Origin of the sequence: Phytomonospora sp. NPDC050363, assembly GCF_040655735.1 — a bacterium.
In the GTDB taxonomy this organism is placed as follows: Bacteria; Actinomycetota; Actinomycetes; order Mycobacteriales; family Micromonosporaceae; genus Phytomonospora.
In genome coordinates this window covers 349,504-375,337 of record NZ_JBFAKK010000006.1, presented here as the reverse complement: position 1 = coordinate 375,337, position 25,834 = coordinate 349,504, and the positions used below count along the sequence as shown (strand labels likewise).

Annotated in this window: 20 protein-coding genes; 6 read left to right on the top strand and 14 right to left on the bottom strand. The window is 71.5% G+C overall.

What is annotated here, in order from left to right:
• Positions 1 to 21: 21 nt before the first annotated feature.
• The gene (gcvP, locus tag AB0I28_RS18965) at positions 22 to 2,883 is read left to right on the top strand and encodes an aminomethyl-transferring glycine dehydrogenase (RefSeq protein WP_357494879.1); all 2,862 of its coding nucleotides are present in this window, start codon (positions 22 to 24) and stop codon (positions 2,881 to 2,883) included.
• 169 nt (positions 2,884 to 3,052) lie between these two features.
• Here gcvP and AB0I28_RS18960 read toward each other — a convergent pair whose 3' ends face one another.
• A complete protein-coding gene (locus AB0I28_RS18960) occupies positions 3,053 to 4,222 on the bottom strand; it encodes a chorismate-binding protein (protein ID WP_357494877.1) in 1,170 nt (389 codons plus the stop codon).
• A 122-nt stretch (positions 4,223 to 4,344) separates the two neighbouring features.
• Here AB0I28_RS18960 and AB0I28_RS18955 point away from each other — a divergent pair, with 122 nt between their 5' ends.
• The gene (locus AB0I28_RS18955; RefSeq protein ID WP_203687042.1) at positions 4,345 to 4,548 is read left to right on the top strand and encodes a DUF5999 family protein; all 204 of its coding nucleotides are present in this window, start codon (positions 4,345 to 4,347) and stop codon (positions 4,546 to 4,548) included.
• A 93-nt stretch (positions 4,549 to 4,641) separates the two neighbouring features.
• Here AB0I28_RS18955 and AB0I28_RS18950 read toward each other — a convergent pair whose 3' ends face one another.
• From AB0I28_RS18950 to AB0I28_RS18905, 10 genes are all read right to left on the bottom strand, one after another.
• Positions 4,642 to 6,336: a substrate-binding and VWA domain-containing protein gene (locus AB0I28_RS18950; protein ID WP_357494875.1), complete on the bottom strand. Its 1,695-nt coding sequence runs from the start codon at positions 6,334 to 6,336 to the stop codon at positions 4,642 to 4,644.
• 251 nt (positions 6,337 to 6,587) lie between these two features.
• Positions 6,588 to 7,793 (bottom strand): alanine racemase, encoded by a 1,206-nt coding sequence (locus tag AB0I28_RS18945; RefSeq protein ID WP_357494873.1) that lies wholly within the window; start codon positions 7,791 to 7,793, stop codon positions 6,588 to 6,590.
• A 73-nt stretch (positions 7,794 to 7,866) separates the two neighbouring features.
• Positions 7,867 to 9,651: an IucA/IucC family protein gene (locus tag AB0I28_RS18940; RefSeq protein WP_357494871.1), complete on the bottom strand. Its 1,785-nt coding sequence runs from the start codon at positions 9,649 to 9,651 to the stop codon at positions 7,867 to 7,869.
• Positions 9,648 to 11,084 carry an IucA/IucC family protein gene (locus AB0I28_RS18935; RefSeq protein ID WP_357494869.1) on the bottom strand — a complete coding sequence of 479 codons (1,437 nt, stop codon included), beginning with the start codon at positions 11,082 to 11,084 and terminating at the stop codon, positions 9,648 to 9,650. Before AB0I28_RS18935 ends, AB0I28_RS18940 begins: the two co-directional genes overlap by 4 nt.
• An 85-nt stretch (positions 11,085 to 11,169) precedes the next feature.
• Positions 11,170 to 12,459 (bottom strand): DnaJ domain-containing protein, encoded by a 1,290-nt coding sequence (locus tag AB0I28_RS18930; protein WP_357494868.1) that lies wholly within the window; start codon positions 12,457 to 12,459, stop codon positions 11,170 to 11,172.
• A gap of 139 nt (positions 12,460 to 12,598) precedes the next feature.
• Positions 12,599 to 13,012, bottom strand: a complete 414-nt coding sequence (locus tag AB0I28_RS18925; RefSeq protein ID WP_357494866.1) for a hypothetical protein — start codon at positions 13,010 to 13,012, stop codon at positions 12,599 to 12,601.
• Positions 13,013 to 13,032: 20 nt separating this feature from the next.
• On the bottom strand, positions 13,033 to 13,692 hold the full coding sequence (locus tag AB0I28_RS18920; RefSeq protein ID WP_357494864.1) for a hypothetical protein: 660 nt from the start codon (positions 13,690 to 13,692) through the stop codon (positions 13,033 to 13,035).
• 3 nt (positions 13,693 to 13,695) lie between these two features.
• Positions 13,696 to 15,603: a dynamin family protein gene (locus AB0I28_RS18915; RefSeq protein WP_357494862.1), complete on the bottom strand. Its 1,908-nt coding sequence runs from the start codon at positions 15,601 to 15,603 to the stop codon at positions 13,696 to 13,698.
• A gap of 3 nt (positions 15,604 to 15,606) precedes the next feature.
• Positions 15,607 to 16,182: a nucleotide exchange factor GrpE gene (gene grpE / locus AB0I28_RS18910; RefSeq protein WP_357494860.1), complete on the bottom strand. Its 576-nt coding sequence runs from the start codon at positions 16,180 to 16,182 to the stop codon at positions 15,607 to 15,609.
• 30 nt (positions 16,183 to 16,212) lie between these two features.
• Positions 16,213 to 17,721, bottom strand: a complete 1,509-nt coding sequence (locus AB0I28_RS18905; protein ID WP_357494858.1) for a dynamin family protein — start codon at positions 17,719 to 17,721, stop codon at positions 16,213 to 16,215.
• A 280-nt stretch (positions 17,722 to 18,001) separates the two neighbouring features.
• On the opposite strand from AB0I28_RS18905, the gene AB0I28_RS18900 reads away from it, so the two are divergent.
• Both AB0I28_RS18900 and AB0I28_RS18895 read left to right on the top strand, forming a co-directional pair.
• Positions 18,002 to 20,527: a LuxR C-terminal-related transcriptional regulator gene (locus AB0I28_RS18900; RefSeq protein ID WP_357494856.1), complete on the top strand. Its 2,526-nt coding sequence runs from the start codon at positions 18,002 to 18,004 to the stop codon at positions 20,525 to 20,527.
• Positions 20,524 to 21,054, top strand: coding sequence for a LuxR family transcriptional regulator (locus AB0I28_RS18895; protein WP_357494855.1), 531 nt, complete (start codon positions 20,524 to 20,526; stop codon positions 21,052 to 21,054). Before AB0I28_RS18900 ends, AB0I28_RS18895 begins: the two co-directional genes overlap by 4 nt.
• A gap of 54 nt (positions 21,055 to 21,108) precedes the next feature.
• Here AB0I28_RS18895 and AB0I28_RS18890 read toward each other — a convergent pair whose 3' ends face one another.
• Positions 21,109 to 21,756, bottom strand: coding sequence for a hypothetical protein (locus AB0I28_RS18890; RefSeq protein ID WP_357494853.1), 648 nt, complete (start codon positions 21,754 to 21,756; stop codon positions 21,109 to 21,111).
• A 48-nt stretch (positions 21,757 to 21,804) separates the two neighbouring features.
• Positions 21,805 to 22,647 (bottom strand): lysophospholipid acyltransferase family protein, encoded by an 843-nt coding sequence (locus tag AB0I28_RS18885; protein WP_357494851.1) that lies wholly within the window; start codon positions 22,645 to 22,647, stop codon positions 21,805 to 21,807.
• Here AB0I28_RS18885 and AB0I28_RS18880 point away from each other — a divergent pair.
• Positions 22,646 to 24,064, top strand: coding sequence for a cytochrome ubiquinol oxidase subunit I (locus AB0I28_RS18880; RefSeq protein ID WP_357494849.1), 1,419 nt, complete (start codon positions 22,646 to 22,648; stop codon positions 24,062 to 24,064). The two genes, AB0I28_RS18885 and AB0I28_RS18880, sit on opposite strands and share 2 nt — an antisense overlap.
• Positions 24,065 to 24,075: 11 nt before the next feature.
• Positions 24,076 to 25,074 carry a cytochrome d ubiquinol oxidase subunit II gene (cydB, locus tag AB0I28_RS18875; protein ID WP_357494847.1) on the top strand — a complete coding sequence of 333 codons (999 nt, stop codon included), beginning with the start codon at positions 24,076 to 24,078 and terminating at the stop codon, positions 25,072 to 25,074.
• A 116-nt stretch (positions 25,075 to 25,190) separates the two neighbouring features.
• Here the strand turns inward: cydB and AB0I28_RS18870 are convergent, their stop codons facing one another.
• Positions 25,191 to 25,346 carry a hypothetical protein gene (locus AB0I28_RS18870; protein WP_357494846.1) on the bottom strand — a complete coding sequence of 52 codons (156 nt, stop codon included), beginning with the start codon at positions 25,344 to 25,346 and terminating at the stop codon, positions 25,191 to 25,193.
• Between the last annotated feature and the right edge of the window lie 488 nt (positions 25,347 to 25,834).

Below are 25,834 nucleotides of genomic sequence, written 5' to 3'. Positions count from 1 at the left end.
CCTCCCAGCGGAGTACCTGGCATGACCCACCGGTCCAGTGACGACCGAGCGCCCGAGGCCACGCCGTTCGTACGGCGGCACGTCGGGCCGTCGCCCGATGAGCAGCGGCGGATGCTCGACACCGTCGGCTACACCCACACCGACGAACTCCTGCGTGCGGCGATCCCCGAGACGATCGGCGCACACGACGGCCTCAATCTCCGCCCCGCGGCCTCCGAGACGGAGGTCATCGCCGAACTTCGCTCCCTGGCCGCCCAGAACCGGCGCATGCGCCAGATGATCGGTCTCGGCTACCACGGCACCGACACACCCGCCGTGATCCGCCGAAACGTCCTGGAGAGTCCCGCCTGGTACACCGCCTACACGCCGTACCAGCCCGAGATCAGCCAGGGCCGCCTGGAGGCCCTCCTCAACTTCCAGACGGTCGTCGCCGACCTCACCGGTCTCGACGTGGCCGGCGCCTCCCTCCTCGACGAGGCCACGGCCGCCGCCGAGGCCATGACCCTCGCCCGCCGCGCGACGAAGACCAAGTCCCCGGTCTTCGCCGTGGACAGCGAGGTGCTCCCGCAGACGCTGGCGGTGCTGCGGACGCGAGCGATCCCGCTCGGCATCGAGATCCACGTCGCCGACCTCAGTGACCCCGCGAACCTCCCCGACGAGCTCTACGGCGCCCTCCTCCAATACCCGGGCACCTCCGGACGGATCGTCGACCTCACCGCCGTCATCGAGGCCGCCCACGAGCGCGGCGCCCAGGTCGCCGTCGCCGCCGACCTCCTCGCGCTGACGCTGCTGCGTTCGCCCGGCGAGATGGGCGCCGACATCGCCGTCGGCTCCGCGCAGCGCTTCGGCGTCCCGATGGCCTTCGGCGGCCCGCACGCCGGCTTCATGTCGGTCCGCAAGGGCCTCGAACGGATGCTCCCCGGCCGCCTGGTCGGCGTTTCCAAGGACGCCGACGGCAACCGCGCCTACCGGCTCGCCCTCCAGACCCGCGAGCAGCACATCCGCCGCGAGAAGGCGACCAGCAACATCTGCACCGCGCAGGTCCTGCTCGCCGTGATCGCCGCCTGCTACGCCGTCTACCACGGCCCTGACGGCCTGCGCGGCATCGCCCACCGCGTGCACCGCCGCGCCGTGCTCCTCGCCGAAGGTCTCGCCCAGCGCGGGATCACCCTGGTCGGCGAGCACTTCTTCGACACCGTCGTCGCGCACGTCCCCGGCCAGGCCGCCGAGATCGTGGGCGCCGCCGCCGACCTCGGCGTGAACCTGCGCCTCGCCGACGCCGACCACGTCGGCATCACCTGCGACGAGACCACCACCGTCGGCGACGTGCTGTCGGTGTGGCGGGCGTTCGGCGCCGAGCAGGAGGGCTTCACCGAGCTGGAGGACGCCCCCGACGCGCTTCCCGCCGACCTGCTGCGCACCGGCGAGTACCTGACCCACCCGGTCTTCCACCAGCACCGCTCCGAGACGGCCATGCTGCGCTACCTGCGCCGGCTGTCCGACATGGACTACGCCCTCGACCGGGGCATGATCCCGCTCGGCTCGTGCACGATGAAGCTCAACGCCACCACCGAGATGGAGCCCATCTCCTGGCCGGACTTCACCGACATCCACCCGTACGCGCCGCAGGACCAGACCCGCGGCTACCGGCAGCTCATCGACGACCTGGAGAGCTGGCTGAGCGAGGTCACCGGTTACGACGCGGTGAGCCTCCAGCCCAACGCCGGCTCGCAGGGCGAGTTCGCCGGCCTGCTGGCCATTCACGCCTACCACGCCGACCGGGGCGAGTCGCACCGTGACGTGTGCCTGATCCCGTCGAGCGCGCACGGCACGAACGCCGCGAGCGCGGTCATGGCCGGGATGCGCGTGGTCGTCGTGGGCTGCGACGAGGACGGCAACATCGACCTGGCCGACCTCGACCGCAAGATCGAGGCCAACGCCGACAACCTCGCCGCGATCATGGTGACTTACCCGTCGACGCACGGCGTCTACGAGACCGGCATCGCCTCGGTGTGCGCCAAGGTTCACGACGCCGGCGGCCAGGTCTACGTCGACGGCGCCAACCTCAACGCGCTGCTCGGCTTCGCCAAGCCGGGCAAGTTCGGCGCCGACGTGTCGCACCTGAACCTGCACAAGACCTTCTGCATCCCGCACGGCGGCGGCGGTCCGGGCATCGGCCCGGTGGCCGTCCGCGCCCACCTCGCCGACTACCTGCCCGGCCACCCGCTCGCTCCCGAGGCGAAGGTCGGACCGGTCGCCGCGGCACCCTACGGCTCGGCGGGGATCCTGCCGATCCCGTGGGTGTACCTGCGGCTCATGGGCGGACCCGGGCTGACCGAGGCCACCGCCGTGGCCGTGCTCGCCGCGAACTACGTCGCCGCGCGGCTGTCGCCGCACTACCCGGTGCTGTACACGGGCAACAAGGGCCTCGTCGCGCACGAGTGCATCCTCGACCTGCGGCAGATCACCAAGGACACGGGCGTTACCGTCGACGACGTGGCCAAGCGGCTCATCGACTACGGCTTCCACGCCCCGACGATGTCCTTCCCGGTCGCCGGCACGCTCATGGTCGAGCCGACCGAGTCGGAGGACCTCGGCGAGCTGGACCGCTTCTGCGACGCGATGATCAGCATCCGCGGTGAGATCACCCGGGTCGGCGAGGGCGCCTGGCCCGTCGGCGACAGCCCGCTGAGCAACGCCCCGCACACCGCGGCGATGGTGTCCGGCGACGAGTGGACGCACCCGTACCCGCGCAGCCTGGCGGCATACCCGGCCGGCCGGGACGCGGGCAAGTACTGGGCACCGGTCCGGCGCATCGACGGCGCCTTCGGCGACCGCAACCTGACCTGTTCCTGCCCGCCGCCCGAGGCGTTCGGGTCTTAGAGCTTGCCCGGTGGGCGATCGCTAGGGGGATCGAAGACCTTATTCGACGGTCAGAAGTGGCTCCATCGCCTCGCGAGAGGCGGTGGAGTCACTTCATCCATCGGCCCTGGTGAGCGGTGTCGGGCCGGCCGCGCGTCCAATGCGGACGGCGCGTTCGAGCCCGGACGGCTCAGCCGGCCAGCAGCGCTCGCAGCGGCGCGGCCTTCGCGGCCGCCTCGGCGACCTCGGCGTCGGGGTCCGAGCGCCAGGTGATGCCCCCGCCGGCCCAGAGGTGCAGGTGCTCGCCGTCGGCGGCCACGGTGCGGATCGTCAGGCCGAGGTCGAGCCGCTGAGGCGTCAGATAGCCGAAGGCGCCCATCGCCGGTCCGCGTCCGACCGGTTCCAGCGCGGCGATCGTGTCCAGTGCGGACAGTTTCGGCGTCCCGGTCACCGAGCCCCCCGGGCACACCGCCCGCAGCAGCCCGGCGAAGGTCGCGCCCTCGTCGAGCCTGGCGCGGATCGTCGACTCGGCGTGCCAGGTGTTTCGCCAGCGCCGCACGGCGAACAGCTCGGCGACCTCGATGCTGCCGGGGCGGGCGACGTGGGCGAGGTCGTTGCGTTCCAGGTCGACGATCATCACGTGCTCGGCGCGCTCCTTGACCGAGGCGAGCAGTTCGGCGCGGCCGGCCTCGGTGCCGGGCCTGGTGCCCTTGATCGGTCCGGTCTCCAGCAGGTCGCCCTCGACGGTGATGAGCTGCTCGGGCGAGGCGCACGCGAGCGCCCAGCCGTCGACGGCGAGGCCGCCGGCGTAGCGGGCCTCGGGAACGGAGGCGACGCGCGCGAGCGCGGCCGAGGGGTCGCCGGTGTAGCGGGCGCGGGCGTGGCCGACGAGGTTGACCTGATAGACGTCCCCGGCGCCGATGGCCTCTCTGACGGCCGAAACGGCGCCGGCGTGCTCCGCGGGGTCCCAGGAGTCCCGCCAGACCCCCAGCGAGAACTCAGGGCCGCTCACGGGGGGTCGAGGGGCAGGTGGGCCGTGCTCGTAGACGACGACGGCGATGTCGGGAACCGCGGGCGCGGGGGAGGGCTTTCCGGTCGTTCCACCGACCATCACGGCGCCGGCTGTGGCGGAAATCACCAAAGCCGCGCCGCACAAAGTCCCGGCGCGTGGATCGTGCACGGAGCGTCCGTCCGGAAAGGGCAGTGTGCCGAGGCCGTGTTCGTTCAGTAGCGCTGTGACCAGCTCGGCGGGGTCTGCGCCGTCTGCGAGTCGCCAGGTCCATGTGGCGCGTTCGCGCAACCGCCCTCGGCAGCCCGAAGGGACCGCGGGGACTTGTACGGAGGTGGGCAATGTGATCATCTGTTCGGCTGATACTCCCGGAAACGTGCCGCTAATGATGCGGAGAACTCACGAGGATGCGGCTAGTGTGGCTCACTGTTGATAGTGATCCACCCCACACGGTCAAGGAACCGGAGCCGACGATGTGTCAACACGAACCACCCTGTCCCACGGCGGAGGCCATCGACCGGGAGGCCGCGCGCGTCCTGGTGAGCCACCCCGAACAGGGTTGGAGCCTGCTTTGCAACGGAGTGATCCTCTTCGAGGACACCGGGGAGCTGTTGCCGGACGGATCCCTGGTGAGTCCGCACCGCGGCCCGGTACCGCACGCGAACGCCGCGGCGTGACCGCCCACTGAAACGACAGCCGGCCGTGAGAGTCACGGCCGGTCGGCGTGCCCGGCGCCGGTGGGAGCGCCGGGACACGCTCGTGAATCTTTCTCACTGCGCGTTGAACAACGCGTTCAGCAGTGTCTTGCTGATCTCCCCGGGCCACTTCGAGGCGAAGTACTGGCCCTTCGTCGCGGTCGAGATCTCCTGCATCGCCGTCTCGTCGGCGCCTTCCCCGTAGCCGATCGTCATCAGGGACACCGGACGGTTCGGGTCCCGCGTTCCGGTCAGCTGGGTGGTCAGGTCCTCCAGGGACAGACCGCCGTTGGGGTTGTTGTTGGCGCCCGCGGTCAGCACCACCACCATGTTGGTCGCCTCGGCCAGGTAGTTCTCCGTGACGTGCTGGTAGGCGGCGGCGGCCGTGTCGTACAGGGCGCTGGGCCCGCCGGCCTGCATGAAGTCGATGTTCTCGGAGATCGAGGCGCGGTTGCCCTCGTCGAGCCTTTCCAGCGGGACGAGGGACTGGTAGGGCACACCTCCGGCGTCGGCCCCGGAGAACTGCCACAGTCCGACCTGCGACTTCTCCGAGCCGATCATGTTCAGCGCGATGCGCACGGCGTCCTGCGCGACCTCCAGCAGCGTGGTGTCCTCCCCGTCGACGGTGGTCGCGGCCCCCATCGCGTCGGAGGTGTCCATGACGAACAGCAGGTTCGTGGTGCGGTTGAGGGCGGTCCAGGTGGCCAGGGTGTTGGTCACCGCGGCCGGCTGGACGGTCTCGGCCGGCGGTTCGGTGATCTGCGGCGAGAGTCCGTTGTCGACGCTCACGCTCGGCCCGCCGTTGCCGTTGGAGTCGCGGAAGCCGTCGGCGAGCAGCACCTCGCGCCCCTCCTTGTCCCGCACGAAGTCGCGGAACTGGGTGGCCGCGTCCTGCTTGACCGCCGAGACCCAGGGCGCGTTCTGGATGACCAGGAACGGGTTGTCGGCCTCGGGCGCGCCGTCGGAGGGATAGACCGCGGCCAGCGGCTCCTTCGGGTTGCGCGAGTTGTACATCAGCACGTCGCGTTCGAGCGCGGGGAACGCCGACAGGTGGGCGAGCGCGCCGCCGGCGGCGTCGGCCTCGCCCATCTTCGTCATCAGCGCGGTGGCGTCGTCCGGTTCGTAGGTGTCCATCGTGTTCTTCAGCAGCACGACGGCGTCGAGTTCTTCCTGGGTGATGTCGGTGTCGCCGTTGGCGTCGATCATCGCCAGGAGCGCCAGGAGGCTGGCGGTGGACTTCAGGGGGTTGCTCATTCCGATGCGCACGTCACCCCATTCGGGGTGGCCGTCGGAGGCCCAGCCCTCGGGGTCCTTGGCCATGGCGATCAGGTCGGGCCAGCTCAGCTTCTTCTCCGGCCAGCCGACCGCCTCGGCCATGACCTTCGGCATGGCGATCACCGCGCTCGACCGCGCGATGCTGGGCTGGATGTCGGGGATGAGCCGGGCCGTCGCCTCGCGATCGGCGGCCATCCTGGCCCACGCCGCCGACTCGGGGATCCACACGTCGGGGGCGTTGCCGTTGCGCTTGGTGTCCCAGTCGGGGGAGAGGGCCTGCTGGACGTCGGCGGAGTCCTTCTCCTGCACCTCGATGGCCACGCACTGCCCGTTGACGGAGGGCTCGGAGTCCTGCCATGAGCGGGCGAGGCTCTTCAGCGAGCCCGCGATGCTGGTCGAGGCCAGCACGGTGACCTGCTCGGGCTTGCCGGAGCAGGCCCCGGCGATGAGGTAGACGAAACCGGCCGTCAGCAGGGAGAGGACGAGCGCGGACACGGCCGTGACGATGATCCACGGAGCGATGATCTTGCGGCGCCGTGGTCTGCGGGTCCCTTTGCCGCCGCGTCGATGCGTGCGAACACCTGGGCCGCTGGCGCTGAAGGTCATCTGTGGTGTCTCCTGCCACGGGGACGGGGGTGGCCCGAACCGGTAACGGTGCGAATCCGGGGAGCCGCGCGGCCTTCGGTGATAGGCCGTTCACCTGCGGTGACCTCTCCGGCGCGCACGGACCGGCCTAGTGTAGGGCCTCACTCGGATGAGGTCCCATCCCCCGACTGGTCAACGACAACGCGCATTTCGGGATGCGGGTGGCTGAGGAAGTCATGGTGCGAAATGGACCACCCGTACGCTCCCACCCGCCCGAACACCAGTACGTCGCCGACTCGCAGACGCTCGACGGACAGGTCCCGCGACAGTACGTCGCGTGGTGTGCAGAGTTCCCCGGTGACGTCCACTACCGTGCCGGACGCCTCAGGTCGCGGCCATTCGTACGGCCACTCCTCGACGGGCACCACGGTCGCCGGATGGCTGTATCCCCACGCAGCCGGAAGGCGCAGATGGTGTGTCCCACCGCGAAGGACGGCGAAGGTGCGGCCGTGGTTGCGCTTGAGGTCGAGGACCTGCGCGGCGTACCAGCCGGCCTCGCCGACCAGATAGCGGCCGGGCTCGGCGACCAGGAGAGGACCGCCGCGTCCCAGCCGGCGGGTGCGGGCGGCGAACCGCTCCAGGTCGAAGTCACGGGCACCGGTCGGGTCGACGCCGATCCCGCCGCCGACGTTGAGCGTGCGCGCCTCGACACCCAGCCGTGCCTTCGCCCGCCGCGCGAAGCGCAGCGCACCGAGCACGAAGTCGGCGTGCGCGTCGGCGTCGAGGTTGTTCGACATCGCGTGCAGGTGCCAGCCGTCCAGGTCGAGCGCCTTGAGTCCGCGGACGGTCTCCACGGCTGCCGGGAGTTCGGCGACGTCGATCCCGAAGGGGGTCGGCGCACCGGTCATGCGGTGAGTGCCGTCGGGCACGGCCGCACGCCGGTTGACCCGCAGCGCCACCGTGATCCGCCGTCCCGCCTTCCGCGCGATGCGGTCGAGACGCCTTGCCTCGTGGACGCTCTCCACGTTGACCGTCACCGGCATCCGCTCGGAGGCCGCGACGGCGGCGGCCAGCTCCTCGTCGGTCTTCCCCGGCCCGCCGAACACGATCGACCGCGCGCCCATGGCCAGCGCGATCGACAGCTCCCCGCCGGAGGCGACCTCGATCCCGTCGCAGTCGCGCGCCGCCCTGGCCACGATCGCCGGGAAGGGATTGGCCTTCATCGCGTACATCAGCCGCGTACGGGCGGGAAACGCCGCCCGCGTCGCCTCGATCCGCGCGGAGAAGGCATCGAGGTCGTATATATAGGCGCACACCGGGCGAACGGCCTCGGCGATGGCGGCCAGGACGCCGTCGGGGACTGTCATGCCGGCTCCGTTCGGGGTGAGTGACCGGGTAACGGAACGTACCCCCCTGCGCGAAAGGCACGCATGGGAACCGTCATCCCGGCCCTTCGGCGGGCTCGTACAGCGGATTGGCCACCGGAATGTACCGGTCGCCGTCCCCGACGGTCCGCATCGTCAGGAGCGCCTTGTGGGGCTGCGTGACCGCGGTCAGGAACCTCAGGTCGGAGCGCTCGGCGGGCGATCCGGCGACGATCCGGCGCACCAGGCCCCACCCGGCGGTCTCGGGAAGCCCGAACTCGGCGGCCAGGAGCCGGATCAGCTCGGCGAGATGGCTCTGGAAGGTCGTGTAGGCCACCTTCGCGCGCATCGTGTCGAGGTCGTCGGTGGCCACGACCGACCCGGGGAACAGGTCGAGCACATGCCCTGCGGCACGCATACGGGGAACGTGCAGCCGTGCCCCGCCCCAATCCCGAAAGAGCATCCGCACCGGGGTCCCGTCGACGAAGACCGGGATGGTGTTCTGCAGATGTGCCTCCAGGCCGACTCCCAGCGCGGCCAGTCGCAGCACGGGCGGCACCAGCAGGGCCGCGTAGCGCTCCAGGAAGTCGGCGGCGGCCTCCCGGGGCGACAGCATGTGCCCGGCGCCGTGCGCGCCGACCAGTTCACCGAGAACGCTGCGCCCGCCGATCGGCGAACGAGCCGACAGCGCGCAGCCGGGCACCGGCAGCTCGCCCGGACCGGTCACGTCGCCGATCCCGGCGCGCAGCACCGACGTGAAGTCGCGGCCGATGCTCCCCTCGCCGATCATGCTCACCCCGGCGACCTCGGGCAGCACGCCGACCTTCCCGGCCAGCAGCGGATCACCCTCGACGATCCGGCTCAGCTCGGCCGAGACCGAGGGTCCGTTGTGGGCGGTCGCCGCCGAGATCGTCCGCCGGGTCGAGGTGATCTGCACGTCAAGGGCGCACTTGACCTGCCAGCGACGGCCCCCGTCGCCGGGCCCGGTCACCAGGGTCCGCAGCGAGATCGTCGGCGCCGCGGCGAGCCGGACGTCGGGCAGGTCGCGAATCGTCGCCGCGGCGAACATCCACGAGTACCGGCGCCGGATCACCGACTCGTACTGCCACGGGTGGATCGGGATGATCACCTCGCCGGGCAGCACCGCCGCCGAGTTCAGCGCGTCGTCGAGCAGCGGATGGGTCTCGCGCAACCGCGACACCGGGTCGACGCCACCGCTGACCCGCACCCTGTCGGCCCGCACGGCGACGAACCGCAGCGGCGCCCCCGGGCCCTCCAGATCGTGCGCGAGCAGGTCGGCGGTGTCCATGCCCAGCCGCGTGCGCGCGCACGGATGCAAGTGGTGCCCGAAGGTCGCCAGCCGCTCGAAGAACAGGCAGGGCTCGAAGTCCGCCGAGGAGTCGCGCAGCCTCCCCGCCAGCCCCACGGCGCTCGACGCGCCCAGATCCCGCGCGGCCGAACGCAGCCTGGGGTCGGCTTGCGCCCGCCGCGCCAGACCCAGCGCCAGATTGGCGGCGGCGTCGGCGACCTCGGCGGTCGCCGGCGCACCCTGCCCGAGCAGGTCCAGCAGCTCCACCGGGTCGGTCACCTCGCGGGTGCCCGCCGCCGTCGTGAGCTCGATCGGCCCGTACGGCGCCACCTGGTCGAAGGCGTGCCCGCTCGCCGTGAACGACAGCCCGCCCGCCGGCAGCTCGACGGCGACCTTCTCGCCGTCGGCGCTCGCCGAGGTGCGCAGCCCGCCGATGTCCTCGCGCCACGCGGCGGCCAGGACGCTGCCGCGCACATGCTCGGCAGCGGCGGGAAGGTGTTCGCGGTAGGAATCGCGCAGGCCGTCGGGAAGACGCTCGACGTCGATGCTCACCGGTGTTCCGCCATCGGGTTGGCGACCTGCGCCCACACGGGTTCGAGCTGGTCTTCGGCAAGGCGCATCGCGGTCAGCGCCTTCACCGGTGCCGTCTCGGCGTACAGGGCGTCGAGGAGCGGCCGGGGGAGCCCGAGCCGGCCGACCACATCGGACACGGCTCGCCACAACCGGGAGGGGGCGATGCCGTGGTTCTCGCCGAAGGCCTCGGCCAGATCGGTGAGGACGACGGAGAACAGGGAACCGATGACGGTGCGGTGAACCTCGCCGAGATCGGCGGTGGGGATGTCCCCGGTCAGGCGCCGCGCGAGCTCGCCTCCATGCACGCGGACGCCACCGAAGTCGCGATACAGGACGCCGGCCGGCACCCCCGCCTCGACGACGAGCAGCAGGTTCTGTCCGTGCGCTTCCAGGCCGATGCCTTCCGCGGCGAGCCGCAACGGCCCGGGTAGCAGGGTTTCGGTGAGCCTCGCCCACCACTGGTCCGGTCGCAGTCCGGAGATCGCGACGGCCTCGGCGAGGAACAGCCGGGGGTGGGGCGTCGGTGCCGTCAGGGCCGCGAGGGGGAGCGCGATCTGCCCGGCGGGCAGGGCGGGCATCTGCCGGACCAGGGCCGACAGGCTCGCCGAAGGGGCGCCGTCGAGGTCGAGCGCGGCCACCGAGGCCCGCTCCCGCAGGACGGCGAAGCCGCGACCGCCGTAGCGGTTCGGCAGGGCGCTCGACAGGATCGGGCCGTTGTGCCTCGCCGCGTGGGAGACCCGGCGGACGGCGCTGGTCATCTGCACGTCGATGGAGGTCTTGACGTGGACGCCGGGCCGTCGCGGCATCGCGAAGGTCCGCAGGGACATCAGCGGACGCGCGCGCTCGGTCTCGGGCAGGGCGGGCGGGAGGCCGAAGGACGCCGGCAGGCGCGCGTGCTGCCAGGGGTGCATCGGTACCAGGACGTGGCCGTCGCCGGTGAAGGTCCAGCCGTCCCCGTTCTGGCGGTCGTAGGGCACCCGCTGCCATACGAGGCCGACCTCGGGCCGGTGCTCGGGCGCGTAGGAGAGCTGCTCGTCGTCGCTCATACCGCGCCGGGTCCGCTTCAGGGGGTGCTTGGGGTGCCCGTCCACGATGGACTGCTCGAAGAAGACCAGGGGGTCGGGCAGCGCGGCGGCCCACTCGAAGACGTTGCCGGTGACCTCGGGCCACACCTCGGCCGCGCCGGCCCGGGAGAGGGCCAGGTTGCGCACCGACTCGGCGACGTCGGCGACGAACTCGGCGGCGTGCGGCGAGCCCGCCGACAGGGCGGCGGCGATGTCACCGGGAGACGTGAGGGCGGGTGCGATCGGGGGGAGCGGTTCGATCGCGGAGGCCCGGCGGAGGGCGTCGGCGACGGCCGCCGAGGCGCCGGGGAGAGCGGACTCGCGGGCCGCGCGAAGGCGCGCGGGCACGGTGGCCGACGGTGTCAGTGGAACCCCCACGATGAAGATCCGAGTTAGGGAAGGCTCACCTTAACAACCGGGTCCGCGGGTGGCTTCAGTGGACGCCGACGGTGTCCTTGGTGCCGTTGTGCGCCGAGGGCTCGGGCGCGGGCTCGGCCGGCGGACCCGCGGCCAGCCGGTCGCGCAGGCGCCGGATCGTCGGCAGGTGAAGGGTGTAGGGCTCGGCGGCCAGCCAGCGGCCGATCTCGGAGGTGGCGTCGGGGGCGGTGATGTGCCGGACGGCCTCGTCGCCGCCGGGATGGTCGGGCGGTAGGTGCGACCAGACCACGAAGCCCCGCACGGTGGCACCGCCCAGCAGCTCGGCGACGTCGCCGACCACTTCGGACAACGTGTCGGCACCGGTGTCGCGCGGACTGCGCGGCTGCGGGTGGCTGATCAGCGCGACGCGGTTGCCGCACGTGACGGTGTACTCGACCCGCAGCGCCCCTACCGGTACGCGCACGAACAGGCGCGCGGCCGGCAGCTGCGCCAGCAGCTCCCGCAGGACGGCGCCGGTCTGTCGGTCGGCGCGCGGTTTCGCCCCGGCCGGGCCGAAGGCGTTGAACTCCTTGATGGCGGCCAGCGTCACCGCGCGCAGGCGCATCGCCGCGCGCAGGCGGCCGACCGTCCACGGCACCAGCGCCAGTCCCAGCAGCTGCGCGGCGAGCAGGAGCCCGCCGGTGGTGAATCCCGAGGTCCACGCGATCACGACCGCGCCGACGGCGCAGAAGCCGAGGGTGATCTGGACGCGGCGTGACCCGCCCGGCGTCTGCCGCGCGCTCCACACCGCCGCCAGGATCACGCTCAGCAGCACCCACGGGATGACCGCGGTGTAGACGACCATCTCGAAGAATCCCGGGTCGGCCCGCAGCGCCGACAGCGCGCGCAGCGCCGCCAGCAGCCCCACCGCGGTCCACAGTGTCACGACCACGCCGGTGACCAGCGCGTGCAGACCCGCCGACGGGCTCGTCCGCACCCGCCGCGTCGACTTGATGTCGGCGTACCAGGGGCGCGGGAGGACGTCGCCGGAGGACTCCTGGGCGGGCGCGGCCGGAGTCCGGCGGTCGACGCGCCAGCCGCGGACCCGGCGGCCTTTCGCGTGGCGACCCGAACGCGAGGCGGGAAGCCATGCGGGACGCTTTCCGGTGCGGGCGGTGTCGTACTCCATGCGCAGCTGGGGGTCGGTCAGCGTGGTGAGGGCCTGCTGGAGCAGGTGGAACTCACCCGGATCGCCGCCGGCGTCGGGATGGGCGTCGCGGACACGGCGGCGCCAGGCACGCCGGATCTCGCTGGTCCCGGCCGTCGGGCTGACGCCCATGAGCTGGTAGTAGTCGGGTTCGGACACCCGAACCTCCACGGAGGAGACGGTGAGAGACGTGCGCCCCACTCTTTCTTCAGGATCGTCCAATGTGACAGACGGTCTGTCAGATCGACGTCAGTTACCACAATGCCGTGCACCTGCCACGATAGGCAAGCCGAACCGCCTAGTTATTACCGATACGGCTGATACTCCGCGGACCGGTTATCGCCGCACCCAAGGCTGTGACACGATCACGCAGCGCACGATCGGCGGTCACCACGAGCGTGTGCCGGGGAGCCGCCTCGGCGACGAGCGCGACGATCGCGTCGTCCCCGCTCCCGTCGGCCGACACCACGCCGACGGTGTCGCTCGGTTCGACGCCGCGCGCCTTGCCCTCGACGACCATGACCACCTCGACAGGCCCGTGGGCGGCCCACTCGGGCACCGACGGGTCGGGAAGACCGTAGTCGGCGAGACCGGCGATCCGGTCCCGCAGCCTCGTGGTGGCGCCGAGTCTGTCGCGCCACCAGCCGTCCGGCACCGAACCGACCACATTGGCCGCGTCCACGATGACGAGCGGAGTCGCCGGATCTCCCACACAGCCCCCCTGGGTGGATGTCAGTGGCTCGGGGCCCACCAGCGCGCGAGACCGGACGTCGCCGGGTCGCGGCTGCCGAGCAGCTCCGCCCAGACGTCGCTCCCTACTCCGGGAGCCTCGCCACCGGAGTAGTCGAGCAGATCACCGACATCCGGCGTGACGTACTCGGTCTGATCGGTGTCGATGAGCCCGTCGTTGATGTCGCCCAGCATCGCCGGGTCACTCCACGGTAGACCATCGACGGGTTCCGGCGGGTTGTCGAAGTCGAGTTCGGGCGGGAACGCGTCGGCGCCCCAGCCCTCGGAGTCGACGAGGTCGTCGTGGTCGGGATCGGCGCCCAGGCTCGGTTCGGCGGCCAGGTCCGGCGCGAACCAGGTGGTCTCCTCGGCGGCCGGCTCGTCCGGCGAGGTCTCCTCGCCGGGCGAGCCGTCGCCCTCGTCCTCGGGGCCGAGGTCGGCGTCGATCGGGTCGAGTTCCTCCCCGAGACCGACCTCGTCGTCCCCGACGTCGGCGGCACCCGGCTCCTCGTCGTCCTCACCGAGCTGCAGGTCGACGGTGTCGATGTCGGCCGGCTCCGAGGAGAACTCGCTCTCCTCGGCGCCGTCGAGCCACGCCGATCCGTCGTCGCCGTTCTCGGCCTCGAAGGATGACTCCCCGTCGGGCCAGGTGTCGTCGCTCATGATCTACCCCTTCGCCACCGGGGCCGCGGGCAGCACGGCCCGGGCCTTCAGCAGGACCTCTTCGAGCTGCTTGACCTTCAGCTGGAGGGCCTCGCTCTTCTTGGTGAGCGCGGCCTTCTTCTTGCCCCGGGTCTCCTTGTCCTGGAGGAGGGCCTTCTCGGTGTCGGCGATCTGCTTGTCGAGCTGGTTGCCGCGCTTTTCGAGAGCCTCGTCGAGGGCGATGTTGAAGACGTAGTCGAGCTCGGCGAACCGGTGCTGGAGTTCGTCCATCAGCGACGCCCGGGTCTCCCCGAGCACCTCCTTGACCCACACGCGCGCGGCCTGCCGGTCACCCTGCACCTTGCGCTTGTAGAGCATGAACGCACCGGCCGCCAGACCGAGACCGATGCCGATCACCGGAATCGCGATCGCGGCGGCCCCGCCGATGCCGATCGCGGCCGCGCCGGCGCTCGCGCCGCCGATGACCGCGCGGCCGGCCATCATGCCCGTGCCGGCGACGCCGGTGACGAGCATGAGGTTGTCGGCGTTGCCCTCACGGCGCGGCTTGGCGCCGACGCCCATGCGGAGCTGGGCGTTGATGCGGCCGACGACCTGCTGGAGTTCCTGCGGTTCGAAGATCTGGGAGAGGACCCGCTCGGCGAGGACCTTGAAGCGGTACTCCAGCTCCTGGCTCAACCGGACCGACAGCGCGTGCAGGGCGCGGTCGACCTCCTCGGGCATCTTCTTGATGTCGCCGCGGTCGGCCTTGTCGACCTTGTTGAGCAGCTCTTCTTGAAGCTTCTGGACGTAGGAGCGCAGCCGGCTGTTCGCCTCGACGCGGGCCCGCTGGATCTCGGTGCGCAGCGCGAGGTTGGTGTGCTTGGTCTCGCTGCGCTTCATGCCCATGACGCGCTTGCGGTCTTCCTTGAGCTTCTCGGTGAGTTTCGGGTCGGGGTCGGCCGACTTCATCTCCTCCATGACGTTGATGCGCAGCCGGATGTACTCGCTGCGCAGCGCCCGCAGGACGTTCGTCTGCTGGAGGACCGTGCCCTTGCTGGCCAGCTTGATCAGCGCGTGCTGTAGCTCGCTGATCCGCGACTCGGTGACCAGCGCCTGGCGGGCGTCGGGCGGCATCGAGATCGCCATCTCGGCCAGCCGCGCCGAAACGGGGTACCAGGGTGCCTTGGCGAAGCGGGGCGCGTGCGTGGCCAGCAGGGACATGTCGTCTTCGAGGATCGTCTTCCAGCCCGGGTAGGCGTCGACCTTCGTCATCGCGAAGAGCACGAAGTTGACGCGCTTGCTGGCCTCGATGAGGAAGTCCAGTTCGGGCTTGGAGAACGGCGCCGAGGCGTCGACGACGTACAGCAGCGCGGTGGCGCGTTCCACGGCGTCGAGGGCGACCTCGGCGTGCGCCGGGTCGAGACCGCCGACGCCGGGCGTGTCGACCAGCGAGAGGTACTGGAGCAGCGGCGCCGGATGGGAGATCTCCAGCCGCCGCGGCGGCCGCGTCCCCGGGGGGAGCTGGCCGAGCACGGTTCCCCAGTTGCGGATGTCGTGGAACTGGATCGGCGTCGGGACTTCCTGGCCGGGGATGTAGGCGCGCACCCCGGGGTGAGGGGCGTGGATGAACTCCATGTACGCGCTGGTGGCGACCGCGGCGTCAACAGGGGACAGACCGGGTACGCCGACCAGGGCGTTGGTGAGGGAGCTCTTGCCGCGCTTGGTCTCACCGACGACCACGATCGCCGGATGGCCGGCGTCCTTGCGGCGCAGCGCGTCGATGTCGTTGGCGGCGTCCGCGTCGAGCTTGCGCAGTGTGGCCAGCGCGTTGGTGACCGCCGTGCGGCACATCTTGTCGACGGCCGCGGTCGGGTCCGCCTTCGGGGCCGCCGCGGCCGCGGGTGCGGCCTGCTTGGCTGCCGGGGCTGTCATGGACTACGCCTCCTTCTGGCGGAACACGGTCACGACCGGGGCGCGCAGGAGCGAGCCGCGGTCGACGTATCCGGGCACCTCGACGGCGGCGATGGTCCCGACCTTGGAGGGATCGGGGGAGGGCGCGGCGCCGCCGGCCTCGTGGTGGGCGGGGTCGAAGGGGATACCGGTCGGGGCGAGGGTGACGACGCCGATCTCGTGCAGGGCGGCGCCGATCCGGTCGGCGATGGCCTGGCTGGTGGCGCGGTCGCGGACGTAGACGCAGGTGTTGACCAGGGCCGCGCGCTCGGCGTTGAGCTGCTCGACGTGCGCCGAGAGGTTCGCGATCGTCGCCTGCGTTTCGGCGTCGGCGGGGACTTCGAGGGACTGGGCGGGGGCGGCGGCCTTCTTGGTCGCGGCGACCAGCAGGATCACCAGCAGGACACCGGTGACGGCGGCACCGCCGAATCCGGCCATGGCGGCGTTGACTCCGAAGCTCCCGTCGTCTCCGGGGGCCACGAGGCCGGCGGCTACACCGGTGATAGCGGCGGCGATCGCGGTCACGGCTATCGCGATGAGCCGCAGATGCGCTGTCGACATGAAACTGCTCCTGTACAGGTCGGGGGGACGTCAGTAGGCGGTCTGGCCGCTGAGGCGCTGGGCGAGCAGGTGGAACCCCTTGTGGACGACGTGGGCCACGCGGGACTGGGCGGGACTCGCGCCGCCAACGGCGTAGGCGCGCCAACGGGTGGCGGCCTCGATGGCGGCCTTGCGCTGCATCTCAGGGGCGGCGTCGGCCATGCCGAGAATCCAGCCGGAGTTCTCCGAGAGGGCCAGCCGGGTCATCTCGGCCTCCATCTTCTCGGGGAGCTCCACCGCGCCCGTGGTGACCTGCTGCGCCACTTCGAGCAGGCGCAGCCGGTGGTAGGCCGGCTGCTGCACGACGCGCTCGATGGCGTCGCGGAGCATCTCGCGGTCCTGCATGCGCTCGGCCGCTCCGGCGATCTGCTCGATCCGGGCGAGCGCGCCACCGGCCTTGATGGCGTCGGTGCGCAGGGCGAAGGCCTGGTCGAGGGTCTGGCGCAGGCGTGGGAAGCCCGAGGCGGCGAAGAGCATCCGCACCAGGTCGCCGGTGGCCATCGTCGGGTTTCCGGCCAGGTGCGCCACGGCGAAGTTGATGCCGTAGAGGTCGAGCAGGCGCAGCAGGCGCTCGCGCTGCTCCTTGGAGACCGGGCAGTCGCGGCTGACGAACAGGCCCGCGGCGGCCAGGAGGACCTGCCGCTCGGTGATGGGCATGTTGGCCAGCTGGCGCAGCGCCTCGCAGTCCTGGGCGGTGAGGCGGCCGGCCTCGGTGGTCTCGGCGAGCAGGCCGACGACCGGGACGACGTCGGAGACGACGCGGCGCATGACCTTCGCCTGGCTGCGCGAGAGCGGCTCGGCGACGGGCCAGGGGTCGCCGTTGGGCGTCGGCGCGAGCTTGTCGATCTTGTTGAACAGCCCGAGGGAGTTGATCGGGTTGCTCGACAGCCGCGAGGACATCGTCCGGAACGACTCGAGGACCTTCACGTCGTCCTCGCGCACGGACTGCGTGAAGACGTAGATGATCGCGTCGGCGCCCGACAGCGCGCCCTGGGAGTCGTCGTCGATGTCGTCGGCGACGGGGGCCTCGAAGAGGAACTTGCGGGTCTCGTCGGAGATCGACTCGTTCGTCGAGGACAGACCTGGCGTGTCGACCACGGTCAGGTCGCGCAGGCGGTCCGAGGTCAGCGTGACGTCGACGTAGGAGATCTGGTCGCGCGGGACCTGCAGTCGCTGCGGGATCATGCCCGCTTCGTCGAGGGGCAGGCTGTGCCGCGAGCCGTCGCGTCTTACCACGTCAACACGATCGGAGGTACCGTACCGGAATTGGGTGACGAGTCGCGTGCACTCACCGACCTCCGTGGGTGCTACCCGCCGGCCGATGAGGGAGTTGACCAGCGTCGACTTGCCGGCCTTGAGACGGCCCGCGATCGCCACCCGGAGGGGCTGACTGATGCGCGAGCTGATGTCGGCGAGCTGTGCCTGCGCGCCCCCGGCCACCCGGGGACCGACTTCGGCGCACAGCTCGGCGACGCGACTTGAGAGAGGACCAGAATTCATCGAATGCCAACTCACCGGGTAGGACGCGACAGGGGGCGTGCGCACACCACTGCTGCCGACGACCAGGCAGCCACCGGTGTCGCACATCTGATCGTAACGGCGGTCCACAAGTTGCCGTCACACCCGCCGTCGACAATCATGTCTTCCAGCCCTTCCGCCGTGTTCAACCCTGTAACCGACCCGACTTCGACCGCACACCCCATGGCCCAGGGCCTCACAGTACGAATATCCTGCCCGCGCAGGATCCCTGAATCGTGCCACCTTGCGGGGGAGGAGCCACGTGCCGCACGTACCAGGAGCCGACCAGCCGGTCTTGGACCAGCCGATGCCACCGGTGTCGGCCGTCGAGGACGGCTCCGCGAGTATGTCCACAACTGAGGACGCGGGCCTGCTCGCGTCCGTCGCCGCCACGCTGGCCAAGCCCGGTCTGGTGATCGTCACCGGCGCCCCGGGCGCCGGCCGCACGACCATGCTCCGGCGCGTCGCCGCCGGTTTCCGGGGGCCGGTGCACCTCGGGGGAGGGCTCGCCATCCTGCACACCAGCCCGGGGCTGGCGCTCGCGCGCGCCGTCCGGGCCAAACTGCCCGTCGACGACATCGCCCTGTGCGCCGAGGCGGTTCGCTCGCGCGTGCGCGGCGGCCTGCTGGTCGTCGACGACCTCCAGTGGGCCGACCCGGTGACCCTCGCCGTGCTGCCGCTGCTGGCCGCCCACTGCCGCGTCATCGCGGCCCTGCGCACACCCCACCGCCTGCCCGAAGAGGCGCTCACCCGCCTGGGCGGCGCCCTCTTCCTGCCAGTCCCCGCCCTGCCCGCCGAGCAGGCCGAGGCGCTCGCCGCGACCACCGCGCCCGGCATCGACCGCGTCACCGTGCGCGCCATCGTCGAACGCTCCGGCGGCAACCCCCTGGCCGTCATCGCGCTCGCCCGCCACGCCCAGGCGAGCCCCGGCGCCGAGGCGACCGCCGAGTCCGGCCCCGACGCGCAGAGCGTCGCCCACCACATCGCCACCGCGCTCGCCGACCTGCCCCGCCCGGCCCGCACCGCCATGGCAGCCCTCGGCCTCCTCGGCCGGCCGGCGCCCACCGCGCTGCTCGGCCCCGGCGCGCCGACGCTCGTCGAGGCGGGCCTGGTCACCGAGACCGAGGGTCTTCTGGCGCCCGTCTCGCCCTATGTCGCCGAGGTCGCCTCCGGGATGCTCTCCGGCGAGGAGCGCGCCGGACTCCACCGCCGCCTCGCCGAACTCTCCAGCGACGACGCGGCCGCCGCCCGGCACCTCGCCGCCGCAGGCGACGACACCGCCGCCCACCAGCGCGCCCTGGTCGCCGCCAAGGCCGCCACGACCGCCGGAGAGCGCGCGGATCTGCTACTGCTGGCCTGCGGGCTGCCCGGCGTCGTCCCGGCGCCACAGGTCCGCCAGGCGGCCGCGCGCATCGCCCTCACTGTCGGACGCCCCAGAGCCGCCCTGCGCGCGCTGGGCGACTGGCGCGACGGCGACGAGGCGCTTCTCCTGCGCGCCGAGGCGCACGTCCACCTCGGCGACGTCACCGCCGCCCAGGCCGAGATCACCGGACTCGCCGAGCCCCACGCCGCCGGAGCCGACCGCATCGGCCTCCTCGCCGCCCTGGCCCCGCGCGACGCAGACCCCGAGACTCTCGCCGCGCTCGTCGCCGAGGTCAACGCGCGCCACGGCGCCGAACCCGAACACCCCGGCCTGCGCGCCGCCACGGCCGCCGCTCACGCGCACACCCGCCGCCCCGGCTGGGAGAGCGCCCTGGCGACCGCCGCGGCCACCGCCGGACGCGCCGGGGACGACCTGTCGGCCCGCTGGAGCGGCTGGCTCCTGGTCGAGACCCTCGTCGCCGACGGCCGCCTCGCCGAAGCCGCCGTCGTCGCCGAACGCGCCGCCGCGGCCTGCGCCGGTGATCTCGCCTACAGCTGGCAGACCCGCTTCCTCGCCGCCGAACTGTGGTGCCGCGCCCTGCACGGCAGCGGACTCGACGAGGTCACCCACCTCGCCGGAGACCTCATCGACCGCACCCTGCCGGCCGCCGCGCACGGCTACGCCGCCGCGGCGGCCGCGCTCGCCGACGCCGACACCGGAGCCCTGCGCTCGGCCCGCTCCCGCCTCGCGGGAGTGCCCGCCGTGCCTCCTTCGGCCGCCGCCGTCGTCGAATGGGTCGCCCGCGAGACCGCCTGGCTCGACAACCAGCCCGAACGCGCCGGATCCAACGGCCCGACCGCGGCGGTGCCCATCGTCGACGGACTCGCCCGCATCACGGCGCAATGGGCCGCCTTCGACGGCGCCACCGCCCTCGCCGCCGACGCCGAACCACCGTTCCCGCCGGCCGTCCGCGCGACGCTCTCGGCATGGCGCAGCGCCTCCGCCGAGGACTTCACCGCCGCCGCCGGCGCCTGGCAGGACCTCGCCCTCCGCGAACGCGTCCGCTGCCTGCTCGCCGCCGGCCTCCACGCCTCGACCGCCGAGGCCGCCACACCCCCGCTGCTGGCCGCCGAGGAACTCGCCGACGCCTCCGGCCTGGTCGTCCTGGCCGGACGCGCCCGGCGGGCGCTGCGGCGCCACCACGTCCGCCGCGACCGGCGAGGCGCGCGGGCCGGAGACGACCTGACCGATCGGGAGCGCGAGGTCCTCCGTTTGGTCGCCGAAGGGGAGCCCACCCGGCGGATAGCCGGCCAACTGGGCATCTCCGCTGAGACAGTGGAGACCCACATCCGCGCGGGGATGCGCAAACTGGGGGCCCGGACCCGCACCGAAGCGGCGGCCCGGGCGTTGAAGGTGATCGAATGACGATGGTCCTGCCCCTGCACGTGGTGGCGAACTCCACCGACGCCACCGGGGTGCTCCGCAAGCTGGCCAGGGGCGGCTGGCGAACGCGCGAGGGCTTCGCGCTGCCCGAGCCCGCCTGGGACGTCAGCTCCCGGCAACTCGTCCTCTTCGGCCGCGTCGCCGACCTCGAGACCGCCAAACTCGCCGTGTACGCCGCCGCGCGCGGCGCCGGGGTGGTCGCCATCTGCGACCCGCGCGGCGAGGTCGGCCGGGCCCTGCGCGACGACCTCGCGCGCATCGGCCCGCTGGGCGCCGAGGACGGCGAGTCCGCCGAGGAGAAGTCGGACTCGCCGATCAGCACCGAGCAGGCCGCCCTGCTGGCGCGGCTCGCCGACGGTGAGACGATCGCGGCGGCGGCCTCGGCGGAGTACTTGTCGCTGCGGACGGCGAACCGGCGCATCGCCTCGGCGAGGAAGGCGCTCGGTGTCGCCACGACCCGCGAGGCGGTCCTGGCCTACATCAGGCTGCGCAAGGACGGCGAGGCCTGAGCCGCCACCCCCTGACATGCGGTGACACCGGCGAGCGGTGCTTCCTCAGCGCACTTACCGTGGGCACCTGAATGCGTCGTTGCTGCCGCTCTTTCCGTCGCCGCCGGCGGTCACGACGACGTTTCCCGAGCCGCAGGCCCAGTCCGTCTTGTACGACCCTTGCCCGCCCGGCACGCTGACGGTGTAGCTCTTGCTGCCGCTCAGGTTGTACGTGTACGTGCGGCCGCCCGAGCCGTTCGCGTTCGCGATCGTCACGCTCACGGTGACCTGCCGCTTGTCGTAGGCCGAGACGTTCACCGTCGCGGTGATGAGGCAGTCGGGCAGCCCCGAGCAGGTCTGTCCGACGCTCGGGACGCTCACCTTCGTGACGTGGGCGGGCGGGGGAGGCGGTGGATCGTCATCGTCGTCCTTGTCGTCGTCACCGTCACCGGTCTTCGCCGGGTCGGTCTTCTCGTCGTCGTCCTCGGGCGAGGTCGGGTCGCCGGACGGGGCGGGTTTGTCCGCGCCGGTGCCGTCGGTCCCCGGCAGCTGCGTCTGGGAGGCCGAGGTCGTGCCCGGCGGGGCGGCCATGCCCTGCGGGGAGTCGGGCGGGGCGGTCACGAGCGCGGCGATCACCACGGTGAGGGCCGCGGCCGCCGCGGCGGTGGCGAGCACCCGCCGGCGCCAGGGCCACGGGTCGAAGGGTGTGTTGAGAGGAACCACGCGGTCACCGTTGCAGTCATTGGTGATTAAGGGTGTGACCGAAGTCTCCTACCGGCCATTGTGGGCATCATACGTCGTTTCGCGGCCGTACCGCCCGAACGAACGTGCCGTCGACAGTGGACGGACCGGATCGATGTAGCGGGGGAGCCCGGGCTCGTCGGTGCGCAGGGCCCTGAGCTCGGCGACGGTGGCCGCGGTGATCCGGTCGGCGGCCTCGCGCACGTGGCCCTCCCCGTCGAAGGTGAGCCCGGTGAGGTCGACCGTGGCGCCGAAGTGGACGCGGGCCACCGGGCGCCGCCACAGCGCCGAGACGAGCCGGGCGACCATCGTGCCGGGCCGGTCCCAGGTCGTCACCTCGTGCGCGCCCCACTGCGCGACGATCAGCACCGGCGAGCCGGTGAGCAGCGCCAGGCGGGCGACGCCGGTCTTGCCGCGCTCGGGCCACATCAGCGGGTCGAGGGTGATCCGTCCCTCGGGGTAGGCGGCGATCGTCGAGCCCTGCTCCAGTGCCTCGGTGGCGAAGTGAAGGGCCTCGACGACGGTGTGCGCGCCCCGGTCGACGCGGATGTGGCCGCTTCGCCGCATGAGCGTGCCGAAGACCGGGGTGGTGAACAGGCCGCGAGAGGCCATGACCCGCGGTGCGAGCCGCTGCCGCGCGCAGGCGGAGATGAGCACGAAGGGATCGAAGGTGCCGATGTGGTTTCCGGCGAGAATCAGTGGACCTTGGCGTAGTTTGTCCGGTATGTCACCTGTAACGCGGACGCGGCAGAAGCCGGCGACCAGAACGCGTGACAGGCGCAACAGGGCCCGCCAGAGACGGGGCGGCCGCCAAGTTCTACGATTTGTAGAGGCTTCTACATCAGGTAGAAGATTCTGAGGAGGCCCTTCCATGGAAGTACTCGACGCCTCGCGTTGGCAGTTCGCGGTCACCACCGTCTACCACTTCCTGTTCGTGCCGCTGACCATCGGCCTGTCCTTCCTCGTCGCCGGTTTCCAGACCGCCTGGGTGCGCACCGGTAACGAGAAGTGGCTCAAGCTGACGAAGTTCTACGGCAAACTCTTCCTGATCAACTTCGCCATGGGCGTGGTCACCGGCATCGTCCAGGAGTTCCAGTTCGGGATGAACTGGTCGGCCTACTCGCGCTATGTGGGTGACATCTTCGGCGCCCCGCTGGCGATCGAGGGCTTGCTGGCCTTCTTCCTGGAGTCCACCTTCCTGGGCCTGTGGATCTTCGGCTGGGACAAGCTGTCCAAGAGGATCCACCTCGCCTGCATCTGGATAGCCGCGGCGGGCACCGCGCTGTCGGCCTACTTCATCCTGGCGGCCAACTCCTTCATGCAATGGCCGGTAGGTTACCGGGTCAACGCCACGACCGGCCGCGCCGAACTCACCGACTTCTGGGCGACGATGACCAACAAGGTCGCCCTGATCACCTTCCCGCACACCCTCTTCGGCTGCTTCCTGACCGCCGGTGCGCTCGTCATGGCCGTCGCCCTGTGGCACCTCTACCGGAGCAAGACGCCCAAGGAGGACCGCGCGGCCTTCCGGTCGGCGGTGAAGATGGGCGCGATCACCACCCTGATCGCCATGGCCGGAATGTTCGTCAGCGGCGACATCCAGGGCAAGATCATGACCGAGACGCAGCCGATGAAGATGGCCGCCGCCGAGGCTCTCTACGAGACCGAGCAGCCCGCCGCCTTCTCGCTGTTCACCATCGGCACCCTCGACGGCACCGAGGAGGTCTACGCGCTCAAGGTGCCCAACCTCCTGTCCTTCCTGGCCACCGGGACCCTCGACGGTGAGGTGCTGGGCATCAACGACGTGCAGGCCCAGTACGAGGAGCTGTACGGTCCCGGCGACTACCGGCCCAACATCCCACTGGCCTACTGGAGCTTCCGGGGCATGATCGGTTTCGGTGCCCTGGCCGCCCTCATCGCCCTGTGGGCACTGTGGTCGATTCGCAAGGGCCGCGAACCCACCAGCCGGTTGCTGAAGTTCGCGGTGCCCTTCGTCCCGCTGTTCCCGCTGGTCGGCAACAGCCTCGGGTGGATCTTCACCGAGACCGGGCGGCAGCCCTGGATCGTGTTCAGCCTGCTCAAGACCGCCGACGGCGTGTCGCCCAGCGTCAGCATCACCGAGGTCCTGCTGTCCTTCGCGGCCTTCACGATCCTCTACAGCATCCTCGCCGTCGTCGAGGTCGGGCTGCTCCTCAAGTACGCCCGCGCCGGGCTTCCCGACCTGCCCCCCGCCGACACCGACTCCGACTCCGACGCCGACGGCGAAAAGCCGCTCGCCTTCGCGTACTGAGGGAATCCGTCATGGAACTCGTCAACGTCTGGTTCATCCTGATCGCGATCCTGTGGACCGGCTACTTCATCCTGGAGGGCTTCGACTTCGGCGTCGGAGTGCTGCTCCCCGTGCTCGGCCGCGACGACACCCGCCGCCGCGTCCTCATCAACACCATCGGGCCCGTCTGGGACGGCAACGAGGTGTGGGTGATCGTCGCCGGCGGCGCCACCTTCGCCGCCTTCCCCGAGTGGTACGCGACCCTGTTCTCGGGGTTCTACATCCCGCTGCTGCTCATCCTGATCGCCCTGATCATCCGCGGTGTCGCCTTCGAATACCGGGGCAAGCGGCCCGAGGCTTCGTGGAAGCGGCGATGGGACGCCTGCATCATCGCGGGGTCACTGGTTCCGGCGTTCCTGTGGGGAGTCGCCTTCGCCAACATCACCAAGGGCGTCCCCATCGACGCGGCGGGGGAGTACGTCGGCGGCCTCTGGAACCTGCTCAACCCCTACGCGCTGCTGGGCGGCCTGACGACCCTGGCCCTGTTCACCCTCCACGGCGCGGTGTTCATCGGCCTCAAGACGGCCGGCGACGTGCGCGCCGACGCGCGCAAGTTCGCGCTCCGGTTCGGCCTCGTCGCCACCGTGCTCGCCGCGGCCTTCCTCGTCTGGACCGGCCTCCTGCACAAGAGCGGTCCCTCCATCGCCATCTCGATCGTCGCCGCCCTCGCCCTCATCGGAGGACTCCTGGCGACGAAGGTCGGCCGCGACGGCTGGGCCTTCGCCGGAACGGCCGCCGCCATCGGCCTCGCCGTCATCGCCCTGTTCGTGGCCCTCTTCCCCGACGTGATGCCCTCCAGCCTCGACCCCGCCTACAGCCTCAACGTGGACAACGCCTCCTCCACGCCGTACACGCTGAAGATCATGACGATCGTCGCGGCGGTGTTCACGCCGCTGGTGCTGCTGTACCAGGGGTGGACGTACTGGGTGTTCCGCAAGCGCATCTCGACGGCGAGCATCCCGAAGGGGTAGGGATCTGGCCTGGAGCCCTGGAGCCTTGGTCGACGGGTGATCGGGAGAGGACGGGGCGGCCGCCGCAAACGGTCGCCCCTCTGCGGTCGTCAATGAGTGATTGATACCCACCGCCCTCACCCAGCAGGATCCACGTTCCACTCCGCAGGCAGGTCGTCGCCGCAGAAGACGCAGACGAAGTCGCCCTCGCGGACGATGTTGTGCTGCCCGCAGCCGGGGCACCGCCGGAACACCGCCTCGTGGGTGACACCGGACGGGCGCCCAAGGCTCACGCGGTCCAGGGCACGGGCGTCTTCCGGCCCCATCGCACAGGCGACGTCGCACAGGCGACGTGTTCACTTCGCCGTGGTCCCAACCGCAGCACACCGTCCAGGCCGATCACGAAGGTGAACGGCTCGGCCAACTCTTCCGCCGAACGGTCAGCGACCCAGTCACCGAAGCCGCCCGCCGACCCGACCCGATCCGCCGCCCACCACCGCCGCCGAGCCGGACGGTTGTTCTCAGTTCTGCCGGTCCGACATATCGGTAGGTCAGCCACCGCGTATCCCGGCGAGTCAACCGAGCGCGGCGAGTCAACCGAGCGCGGTGAACGCGGCGAGCGCGGCGAGCGCGGTGAACGCGGGGAACGCGGTGGGCGCGGGGAACGCGGCGAGCGCGGTGGGCGCCGGGAGTTGGGTGATGGGTCAGCGGGCCAGCGCGTGAGTGGGAGGCAGCCGAGGAGCGAGCAGGCGACGGTACGGATGTGCCGACACCGCCACCG

Coding starts and splice junctions, on each gene's coding strand:
- AB0I28_RS18880 (WP_357494849.1), top strand. CDS start 22,646: ATGGAAGTACTCGACGCCTCGCGTTGGCAGTTCGCGGTCACCACCGTC.
- AB0I28_RS18945 (WP_357494873.1), bottom strand. CDS start 7,793: ATGACAGTCCCCGACGGCGTCCTGGCCGCCATCGCCGAGGCCGTTCGC.
- AB0I28_RS18895 (WP_357494855.1), top strand. CDS start 20,524: ATGACGATGGTCCTGCCCCTGCACGTGGTGGCGAACTCCACCGACGCC.
- AB0I28_RS18905 (WP_357494858.1), bottom strand. CDS start 17,721: ATGAATTCTGGTCCTCTCTCAAGTCGCGTCGCCGAGCTGTGCGCCGAA.
- AB0I28_RS18915 (WP_357494862.1), bottom strand. CDS start 15,603: ATGACAGCCCCGGCAGCCAAGCAGGCCGCACCCGCGGCCGCGGCGGCC.
- AB0I28_RS18920 (WP_357494864.1), bottom strand. CDS start 13,692: ATGAGCGACGACACCTGGCCCGACGGGGAGTCATCCTTCGAGGCCGAG.
- cydB (WP_357494847.1), top strand. CDS start 24,076: ATGGAACTCGTCAACGTCTGGTTCATCCTGATCGCGATCCTGTGGACC.
- grpE (WP_357494860.1), bottom strand. CDS start 16,182: ATGTCGACAGCGCATCTGCGGCTCATCGCGATAGCCGTGACCGCGATC.
- AB0I28_RS18955 (WP_203687042.1), top strand. CDS start 4,345: ATGTGTCAACACGAACCACCCTGTCCCACGGCGGAGGCCATCGACCGG.
- AB0I28_RS18960 (WP_357494877.1), bottom strand. CDS start 4,222: ATGATCACATTGCCCACCTCCGTACAAGTCCCCGCGGTCCCTTCGGGC.
- gcvP (WP_357494879.1), top strand. CDS start 22: ATGACCCACCGGTCCAGTGACGACCGAGCGCCCGAGGCCACGCCGTTC.
- AB0I28_RS18885 (WP_357494851.1), bottom strand. CDS start 22,647: ATGGAAGGGCCTCCTCAGAATCTTCTACCTGATGTAGAAGCCTCTACA.